The following is a 10,012-nucleotide window of genomic DNA, read 5'->3' on the forward strand; positions in this document are numbered from 1 at the left end:
ATGTACACCCTGATGGCAGTTCTCCTCGTCCTTCTACTTCTGGGCGCTCTCACACTGATCTACCACGGCTGGAAGGACCGCAGAGACCCCACAGCCCCCCAGAAACACCGCCGAACCCCCATCCGCATCAGCCGAAAGTATCGCCTCCTCATCATCGCCGGCACCCTCGTCGGCGCGCTGACCTGGATGGTGAGCGGATGGTTCATCGCACTACCCATCAGCCCCATCGCATTCGTCGCTCTGCCTTACCTTCTCGGCAAACCAGCAGCCGAAGGGGAAATCGCCAGACTCAACGCCATGGAAGAGTGGGTGAGAAACCTCAGCGGCGTACTTGCTGTAGGAACGGGCATCGAGCAAGCAATCATCGCCACCCACAAAGCGATGCCAGAAGCCCTCACCGACGAAATCAGCCGACTGATCCAGAGGCTCCGCACCAACACACCGATCAACGACGCACTCCGAAGCTTCGCAACAGACCTCGACGACGCCACCGGCGACCTCATCGTGGGATCACTCATCCAAAGTGCCGCCATCCGTGGATCCGGACTCACCGCAGTCCTCGACCGACTCTCCCGGTCAGTGGCCGAAGACGTCAGGAACCGCCGAGCAGTCGAAGCGGCACGCAAAGGTAGCCGCACCACTGCTCGATGGGTCACCATCATCACGATCGGTTTCATCACAGGCCTCTTCGTTCTCACCGACTACATGGCCTTCTACAAAACACCAGCAGGACAACTGATCTTCGTCGTCGAAATAGCCGCCTTCATCGGATGTCTCCTCTGGATGAAGAAGCTCGTACAACCACCGAAACTCCCGCGATTCCTCGGAACCACCCGCAAAGCGGCGAACGAGAAAAGCGAGAGCTTCATCGAGGGAGTTCTGTCATGACATTTCAGATCCAAGCCGCCCTGTTGGCGGTAGTTCTCTGTGTCGGACTCATCTGCCTGTTCCTGCGTTTCGCACCAGCACAAGCATCTCTGTCCGAAGTGCTCGACAACCTCGGCGCCCACCGCTCCACCGACAAACCCGCCGACATCAACGTCGACGAATCCGTTCGAGGAAAAGTGGGAAGGCGAGTACTCCCGTACACCGCAGACTCCACGATCCTCAAAATTCCTCGATCAGATCTCGCGATCCTCAAAATCGAGGTTCCATACTTTCTTGGAGACAAGGTTCTTTCTGCGCTCCTCGGGCTACTTTTCTTCCCCGTCGTCAATCTCATGCTCACGATCCTCGGCCGCGGGATCCCCTGGGGCATTCCCGCAATTCTCTCCCTCGCCATCGCTGCAGCGTGCTTCGTCGCCCCAGACATCGAAGTCCGGAAGAAAGCTGCCGTAGCCCGTGAGGAATTCGGCCGCTCCCTCGGCGCCTACATCGAATTCGTCGCACTCAACCGCACAGGCGGCGTCGGAGCCGTGCAGAGCCTCGAAAGAGCCGCAGCAGTGGGCGACAGCTGGGTCTTCCGTCGCCTCGACGAAGAACTCATGCGAGCTCAGCGATCCGGACAAGCGCCGTGGGACACCCTCACCCGAATCTCCGGCGAACTCGAGCTGCCCGACCTCGCCGACCTCGCCGACATCATGACGTTGACAGGCGAACAAGGAGCGTCGGTTGCCGTCACACTCAGCGCCCGCGCATCCGCACTGCGAAACGCTCAACTCTCCGACGAACTCGGCAAAGCCGGCTCCTCGACCGAGAAGATCCAAGCTCCCCTCGCGCTCATCGGAATCGTCTTCATGATCATGCTGTTCATCCCAGCCATGTCCAGCATCATTCTCGGATCGTCCTGAGGAAGAGTCCAATGGCAACTATTCAATTACCGCCCACAAGGCGCACCAGCGACCAGAGTGCGAACGCTCCACCAGCGCAAACACGCATTCTCGGCAGTACCCCCCAACAATTCCGCGCTAACCTGCAAACGCCAAGTTTCTGCCTTCTCGAAAAAATTTTCACCCAGGCGGTCACAGCGGCACACGAAACGGACCTCTTCATTAGTAGAGGGAAAAACAAACAGGAGGAACCCAGATGATCACCAATTTCGCCCACCGCGCACAGCGCGCAACCACCGTCACCACTCTCGCTGGCATCGCGATGATCACCGGATTCCTCGATCGAGCCAGCGGATCCAACCGACGACGTTCTGACCGCGGATCAATGCTCGAGTACGTCATCATCGCGGCCGGCGTGGTCACTCTCGCAATTGCAGTCGTCGCATACCTCGGACCCGTCGTCATGCGCTACCTCAACAAGATCCAGTAGCAACCCCACCAGGTGCAAGGGTGGATCGCCGCAACCCTCCTGAAACCCCAGGAACACAAACAACGCGCTCCTCCGACGATCCACCCCCACCAAAAAATCCGAGCCAGCGATGCAGAACGGAGCGAAACGATGACACTCATCAACCGCAACCGGCACAACGACAGCGGAAGCATCCTGCGCCTATGGATCATGTCCGCAGCAGTCTGCCTCATCGCGATCCTCGTCCTCATCCAGCTAGGCCCAACAGTTCAGCGTTACCTCGCGACCATCGTCTGAACACACACCAACGAAGGAGGGGCGATCATGCGGCCACCCACAGCAACACCACTCGCACGCTTGAAGTCTCGGCTCGGCAACGACCGCGGTGGCGTTCTGGAAACCGTCATTATCTGGCCCGTCGTCCTCCTACTGTTCTTCGGTGCAGTCCAAGGAGCGTTGTACTTCCACGCCCGCAACGTAGCGATGAAAGCAGGCGAAGAAGGACTCCGCCAAGCACGAACACAATTCGGCACATCGGCAGCCGGCACAGCCGCCGCCTACGGATTCATCGCACAGACCGGCGCCACCGTCCTACGTGGCCCCGCCGTCACAGTGACACGCAACCAACGTGAAGCGACAGTTCGGATTGTGGGACAACCGATCTCGCTCATCCCGTTCCTGAACCTGACCATCAACATCGATCAAAGCGCACCCGTCGAACGCATCACCAACCCAGGAGACCTCTGGTGAGCGGCCACCGCCCGGTTCCTGCCCGGACTTCGGAAACTAGCAACCTCAGCGGAGGGAAGGTCACCGCAATGACGGACTCACTCAGGAATGAACAGACCGCGGATGAGAACAGTCGCCTATCCCTCAAAGAAATAATCTGGGGGATCCTGTTCACCGGATCCATTACCGCGGCTCTCTACTTCTACAGCCCAGACGCGATAGTCACCGTAATCCTTGGAACCGGACACCCCATCCCATGAACACGACACACACGCGTCCTACGAGTGGAGAAACCCATGACGCGAATACGCAGAAACCGGCTCCTCGTGGCCACATCCCTCGCACTCTTTCTCTTAGCCCTAGGGGTAACCACCGGATTCGACCCCGACATCCTCTTCCCCTACCGCCCCATACCGTACTGAACGCACTGACCAACCTGCGCAGGCGAATACACGCCAACGACCGCGGCGCCGAAACCCTCGAACTCGTCATACTGACGCCCTTCATCCTGCTCCTCATCGGCGTCGTCATCGTCGGCGGCATGGTCACCATGGCTCACCAGAAAGTCGAACACGCAGCAGCTGAAGCATCCCGATCAGCTTCCCTCGCACGAACAATGTCCCAGGCCTTCACGAGCGCCGAGGAAGCAGCAACATCGGACCTCGCAGCAAAAGGGCTCAACTGCGTCAACCTCTCCATCAGCACCGACGCCAGCGGTTTCCGCACTCGACCCGGCGTGAGAGCCACCGTCCAAACGACCGTCACATGCGACGTCTCCCTCGATTCGCTCGGACTCGTCGGAATCAGCGGAGTCCGCACCATCCGGCACACAAGCTCCTCACCGATCGACACCTACCGAGAGCGAGTCCGATGAACACACTCATCGCGAAACTCCGCAACAAACAAGACGATCAAGGATCAATCGTCCTCTGGGCAGTCATAGGAGCATTCGCTCTACTCCTCTGCCTCGGCCTCGTTGTCGACGGCGGCGGAAAACTCCACGCCAAACAACAAGCCCAACTCGTAGCAGAAGAAGCAGCACGCGCCGCAGGCCAAGCCGTCATCACCCCACTCGCCGCACGCGGAACAGCCGTCGTCGTCAACCCCGCAACCGCCATGATCGAAGCGCAAAAGTACCTCAACGCAACCGACATCAAAGGCGTAGTCGTCCCCACCGGCCCCAACACCCTCCTGATCACCACGACAGCCCACTACACACCGAAAGTCCTCGGCCTCATAGGACTCGGAGAACAAACAGTCGTCGGAACAGCACACGTGAACCTCAACCGCACCAACACCGGCGCCGGAGCGATCGGCGCACCATGAGCGAACCCGGGACCCGGCCCCACCCCGCCCCCGCGCACCCCAGCAGCGAAGGCACCACAACTCCCACCACTTTCCGAACGAGCGAGAGGACCACGACGTGAACGTCGCCGCAGCCCGCCTCAAAGGCCTGCTCTACCTCATTGCACTCCTCGCGCTCACCGCCGGAATCCCGTTCGCGCTCTACACATTCGCCGGAAACCCCCTCGCCGGCATCACCAGCCTGACCTTCGACACCGTCAAAGAAGCACTCACCACCCAAGACGACGGAACCCTTTTCCTCTCCGCACTGACAATCATCGGCTGGATCGCCTGGGGCACCTTCACCTACTCGATCATCATCGAACTCGCTGCAGCGCTTCGCGGCGTCAAAGTCAGACGAATCAAAGGACTCCAGCTCCAACAACACTCGGCAGCGATACTCGTCAGCGGCGCACTCCTACTGATCACAGCCGGCACAGCAACAGCCACCCCCGCGGCCGACATCCTCGGACCCAACCACACCTCACCCACCTCGATCAGCGCACCCGCCTTCCTCAACGACACCCACACCCAGACCCCACAACAGAACGCCCCCTCCTGGACGAAAACACCAGCACAGACAGCTGCCGGAACAACAATCGTCACCGAATCGGGCGACACACTATGGGGCCTCGCCGAGCGGCACCTCGGAGACGGAACACGCTATCCGGAAATCCAGTCACTGAACCAAAACGCAATCCCAAACGAAGCCTGGATCGACGCAGGCCTCACGCTCACACTGCCTGCATCCCCCGAGAAGCAGCTCGACGGCGCCTACACAGTAAAGGCCGGCGACACACTGTGGGACCTCGCCGAAACGTATCTCGGTGACGGCTCCCTCTACCCCCAAATCCACGGCGCCACCGGACCACTGACTACAGACGTGATCCAGATCGGCCAACAACTCTTCCTGACGCCCACCTCAATCAGCGCAGAAGAAGCGCCGCCGGCAGCATCGCCCAACCCCGCGGAGGAATCGTCCGCACCGCAGCCCGCACCCGAACCTGCACCGCAGCAGCCCGCGCCCGAAGCTGCACCCGCGCCCGAGTTGATTCCGGACGTCGCAGAGGCCCCAACCGCATCTCCGGAGTCTCCCGCTTCGTTTGCACCGTCCGAGGCAGCAGGGGAGCAGTCACCGTTGGTGGTTCCCGATGTTCCGGAGCTACCGGCGCTGGTGCCCGGCGGCGACGAGATGGCTCAGGCCGAAGCGCGTGCTGCGGAGGAAGCTGCCGCGCGGATCTTCGGTATCGAGATCCCCGACGCTCCCGCTGCAGAGGCACCCGCGCTCCCAGCGGCAGAAGCTCCGGCGCCCGAGCCTGCCCCGCCGGTATCTGTTGACGTACCTGCCCCCAGCGAAGCGCCTGACGTCCCCCCAGCGCCAGCACCAGCACCGGACCTCAACGAGAACTCACCCCTCGCCTCCGCCCCCACCGCTCCAAGTGCAATCGACGCACCGATTTCCCAATCCGAGCAGCTCAATAGGCCGGAAATCGCACCAGAACTTACGCCAGAAGCAGCACCAGAACTAGCGCCAGAGGCCGCCGCACAACAGGCCGCACCCGCAGACACCGACAGCCCCGAAACACTCGTCCCGCTCAACACCGCCGCCCCACAAGTGCCGGAAAACACCGCAGCAACGACAGCCCTCACCTCAACCGACAACGCCCAAGACAGCAAAACCGTCATGGGACTATCCGCACTCGCCGGCATCGCGCTCCTCGCCGGCGTCGGACTCTTCCGCCGCCGACAGCAGAACCGCCGGCGCCGTGGAGAACGCATCCCGATGCCCCAGCCCTCGACCGCCCTCGTCGAACAGCAGATCCGCGACAACGCAGACCCCGCCCTCCTCGACCTCCTCGACAAAGCACTCCGCGACGTCGCCGACATCTGCCGCACCAACTCCATCCCACTGCCTGCGCTGCTCGGAGTCTTCCTCCACGACCGCAGCATCGAACTCGCGCTCGTAGACGACATCGAACTACCCGCCCCATGGCAACGCGACGCCGAGACGTCGGCCTGGACCATCACCGCCGACGACGAACTCGACCCCCCACTCACCACCGTCAGCCCCTACCCGGCCCTGGTGGAAATCGGCGAAATCGAGGGCGGATCCAGACTGCTCCTCAACCTCGAACAGCTTTCCCACCTCGGAATCGCAGCCCCCACAGTTGAAGCTCGCGACATCATCCGAGCGCTCGCAGTGTTCCTCGCCTTCTCCCCGCTCGGCGACAACCTCAAGCTCACCCTCGTGGGCACAGGCGAAGCCCTCGCGCGCCCGAACACCGACGGATCAGCACTCATCGAATACGCCCCAACCGCCGACGCAGTCCTCGAACGTCTCGCCCGCCACACACGGACCGACGCACAGGCCCTCGCGGACAACGGAATCGACGACATCGCGCAGGCCCGCATCCAATACACCGACAGCGCCATCACCAATCCCGAAATCATCCTGCTGTCCGAGCCACTGACACCCGCACAACGCGAAATCTTCGACAACATCCTCGCCAACGCACCACGAGTCGCGTTCGCCGCGGTCACCGCTGCAGACGACCCCACAGCAGACTGGACACTGACCACCACAGCAGACGGATCCGCCACACTGCGCCGCCCCGGCAAACCCGCGTTCGACCTCACACCCGCACGCATCTCCGAAGCAGAATTCGACGCAATCATCGACGTCCTCGAAACAGCAGACGCCGACCCCATCGCCGACGCCGCTTCCCAGAACGACCCATGGACAGCGGAAGCCTTCGACGACCGCATCGCAGAAGCAACATCGGTCGACGACCTCCTACCCCACCAGGCACCGACCGTCCATATCCTCGCAACAGAACCGAACTTCGACACCGCAACAACCGAATTCGACGACGACGAAGCCGACACCGAACCCCTCACCTACCTCGACCCCGCCGACGAATCATCGATCAACAACACACCAGACGCCGCAGAGAACACACCACCCCTCGCGATGGCGATCGCGCCGACACCAGACAACGCGCCCTCCGTCGACGAACACATCTGGATCCACGTCCTCGGGACCCCACGCGTGACAGCACTCAACGAAGGATCCGACGTCGGTCGACGACCTCACCTCACCGAACTCGCAGCCCTCATCGCCACCCACCCACACCCCGGAATCCGCGGACCCCAAGTGGACGAAAAGATCTGGCCCAAACAGACATACGCAAACCTCAGCCTCTCCGAACAAACCACAAAACGCACCGCCCGCCGAAACACCGCCTTCACCAGACTCCGCAACTTCCTCGGCGAAACCGCCACCGGAGACCTCGCATTCCCCAAGGTCTTCGACAACACCGGCAACACCCCATACCGCCTCGACGACACCGTCCACACCGACTGGGACATCTGGAACAACCTCATCGGAGGCCACCCCGCCACCGCCGACCACAACGAACTGACCACAGCCGTCGCCCTCGTGGAAGGAACCCCATTCACCACGAAAAAAGCACCCGCACGATACGGCTGGGCAGAAGAACTACGCCAGAACATGATCTCCGAACTCACCGACGCCATCGAAGAACTCTCAGCACGTCACCTACAAGAAGGCGACACGCGCACCGCACTCGAACTCGCACAAAAAGGCCTCGACGTCGACGAATACCACGAAGGGCTCTGGCGCCTCGCGATCATCGCAACCCACGGCAGCGACGACATCACAGCCACACAAGGCCTCATCGACACACTGCTCACCAAACTCGCAGAACTCGACGTCGACCCCAACGAGCAGACAGCTGAACTACTCCAAATACTCGACGACTTCCACGACACAACCGGCGAACGCCCCTACCGAATCACCCAGAGAGCATCCTGATGCCAACCAACAGACCCAGAGAACCCAACAACTGGACATGCGAAAGCATCACGTCCAGCCGATACGCTCCGAACAACACCGATAGGGCTCCCGAACCGGAAGCCCCGAAGGGGGAAACCATGACACACAACATCTTCCGCAAGACGGCAGCTTTGACGTTTGGACTCGTCACAGCCGCCGCCGTTGTCTCTGCTTGTGGAACGGACGGCACCGCCGATCCCGCTCCCACGTCAACACAACAGCCGATCCTCACAGGACCGGAGGGAACGCTCAAGTCACCAGAACAACAGGCAACAGAAGCAGCAACCGCGAAGATCAACGAGTTTTACGCAGTTCTCGCAAGCATCCAAAATGATCCAGCGGTTGATATCAATAAATTGGATGGTGTCGCTGTCGACCCGGTGTTGTCGGGGATCAAGGGGGACATCACGACACAGCGATCGAAGGGTGTCGTCGGTTCGGGTGCGATCACAGTTCTAGATACTTCGGTGACGAAACAGGAAGCGCCAAAGGACGCAGATGGGAACCCCATTGCTGGCGAGGCTTTCGTGGAGATGCGGACATGCGTAGATATCTCCGCACTGAGTTCGACTTTGCCTGACGGAACGAGCGCGCTAAGTCCGAATCGCGCTCCGGAGCTCGCGAAGTTCACCGTCAGAAACTCAGCATGGCCGGACGCGAGTGGCTGGCGAATTGCAAGTCAACCAACGAAGCCAGGTACATCCTGTGACTCGCCATAACTTCACCAAACATTCTACGAATCCCAAACTTTCAGCCGAATTAGGAGGTGTTCAGTTGAGCATGTCAAGAGCTTTCCGTCGCTCCTCAGCGGCGATGTTCAGTATCGTTGTTTGCATGAGCATGATGCTCGTAACTCAGTCATCGGCCTACGCGGCTCCAGGTGATTCGTGGGGCGGTGGTGCCGTCGGAGGTAATACGGTCACCGCAGGTGGCGGCTACATTTCCGTCCCCTCCGGAGGAGGTGCTTCAGGCGCGTCCCAGGGGATGCAAACAGGTGGTGGCGGAGCGGGTGGAGCAGGAGCGGGCGGCAGTGGTGGAGCAGGAGCGGGCGGCGGCGGTGCCGCTCCCGCAAATAGCGGCCCTCCGGTCCTTCAACGCAACAGCTGCAGCAACCTCCGAAACAACTGTGCCCCCGCGCCTGCTGCACCAGGAATTGATGTCCCGCCCACCCCGGTGTCCCTCGCGGAGGTGATGAACGTTGTTTCATCTGCGGTCTCGGCGTTGCAGGTTGAGCCGATCGACATCGGAATCACGCCCGAGCCGACAAGCACGGGAGAAAAAGTCGGTTTGGTCGGTTTCAATAGCTGGCTGTGGGTGAACAACCCTTCGGAGTCGACAACCGGGCCGATTAACCGCACGGTTACTACAGGAGTTGTCACCGTCAACCTGAATGCGGTGAACACAGGACTTGCAGTCAATTACGGAGATGGGTTACCGACTATCCCGCCGGTGTGCCCGGTCAATTCAATTCCGTATACCGATGTGGCGATGGATCTGCCGAGTCCAACCTGTAATCACTTCTTAGGCAAGTCTTCTCAGAGCCAGCCCGGTGGGGTTTTCCGTCCGTCGGTTAGCTCGATTTGGGTGGTGTCGTGGACGGCGATTACCCCTACGGCGAGCTTCGGCGGAACTATTCCGATCACTCCGACCGCTACCACTGAGGTTCGGGTCGGAGAAATGCAGGTGTTGGTGACAAAGTGACAGAAGAAGTGGTCGCGTAGGGGAGGAATCGTCAAATTCTGTGGATTAAGGTGTGTCAGGCGACCTCGGATACCGGCGTGTCCGGTGACGGTTCCGGGGTGATCTCGACGGGTCGTTCGAGGAGCTTGCCCTTGTGGAACAGCG

Annotated in this window: 10 protein-coding genes; all 10 read left to right on the forward strand. The window is 60.8% G+C overall.

Features of this window, described 5'->3' with window-relative positions:
* The 10 genes from ATN37_RS01750 (at position 1) to ATN37_RS32310 (ending at position 9,868) form a co-directional block, all read left to right on the forward strand.
* Positions 1-888 (forward strand): type II secretion system F family protein, encoded by an 888-nt coding sequence (locus tag ATN37_RS01750; RefSeq protein WP_021334460.1) that lies wholly within the window; start codon positions 1-3, stop codon positions 886-888.
* Positions 885-1,790 (forward strand): type II secretion system F family protein, encoded by a 906-nt coding sequence (locus ATN37_RS01755; RefSeq protein ID WP_021334461.1) that lies wholly within the window; start codon positions 885-887, stop codon positions 1,788-1,790. The genes ATN37_RS01750 and ATN37_RS01755 overlap by 4 nt, the downstream gene beginning before the upstream one ends.
* Before the next feature lie 235 nt (positions 1,791-2,025).
* On the forward strand, positions 2,026-2,259 hold the full coding sequence (locus ATN37_RS01760; RefSeq protein WP_021334462.1) for a hypothetical protein: 234 nt from the start codon (positions 2,026-2,028) through the stop codon (positions 2,257-2,259).
* A 129-nt stretch (positions 2,260-2,388) separates the two neighbouring features.
* The gene (locus tag ATN37_RS01765) at positions 2,389-2,535 is read left to right on the forward strand and encodes a hypothetical protein (RefSeq protein ID WP_021334463.1); all 147 of its coding nucleotides are present in this window, start codon (positions 2,389-2,391) and stop codon (positions 2,533-2,535) included.
* Between the two features lie 27 nt (positions 2,536-2,562).
* Positions 2,563-2,988 (forward strand): TadE family protein, encoded by a 426-nt coding sequence (locus ATN37_RS01770; RefSeq protein WP_021334464.1) that lies wholly within the window; start codon positions 2,563-2,565, stop codon positions 2,986-2,988.
* 235 nt (positions 2,989-3,223) lie between these two features.
* On the forward strand, positions 3,224-3,841 hold the full coding sequence (locus ATN37_RS01775) for a TadE/TadG family type IV pilus assembly protein (protein ID WP_021334466.1): 618 nt from the start codon (positions 3,224-3,226) through the stop codon (positions 3,839-3,841).
* A complete protein-coding gene (locus tag ATN37_RS01780) occupies positions 3,838-4,293 on the forward strand; it encodes a TadE/TadG family type IV pilus assembly protein (RefSeq protein ID WP_211919433.1) in 456 nt (151 codons plus the stop codon). The genes ATN37_RS01775 and ATN37_RS01780 overlap by 4 nt, the downstream gene beginning before the upstream one ends.
* Positions 4,294-4,390: 97 nt before the next feature.
* On the forward strand, positions 4,391-8,146 hold the full coding sequence (locus tag ATN37_RS01785) for a LysM peptidoglycan-binding domain-containing protein (protein WP_021334468.1): 3,756 nt from the start codon (positions 4,391-4,393) through the stop codon (positions 8,144-8,146).
* A gap of 119 nt (positions 8,147-8,265) precedes the next feature.
* Positions 8,266-8,886, forward strand: coding sequence for a hypothetical protein (locus tag ATN37_RS01790; protein WP_021334469.1), 621 nt, complete (start codon positions 8,266-8,268; stop codon positions 8,884-8,886).
* Between the two features lie 472 nt (positions 8,887-9,358).
* Positions 9,359-9,868 carry a hypothetical protein gene (locus ATN37_RS32310; RefSeq protein WP_134771765.1) on the forward strand — a complete coding sequence of 170 codons (510 nt, stop codon included), beginning with the start codon at positions 9,359-9,361 and terminating at the stop codon, positions 9,866-9,868.
* Positions 9,869-10,012: the final 144 nt, after the last annotated feature.

It is taken from the genome of Rhodococcus sp. MH15, from assembly GCF_019266045.1.
Lineage (GTDB): Bacteria > Actinomycetota > Actinomycetes > Mycobacteriales > Mycobacteriaceae > Rhodococcus_F > Rhodococcus_F qingshengii.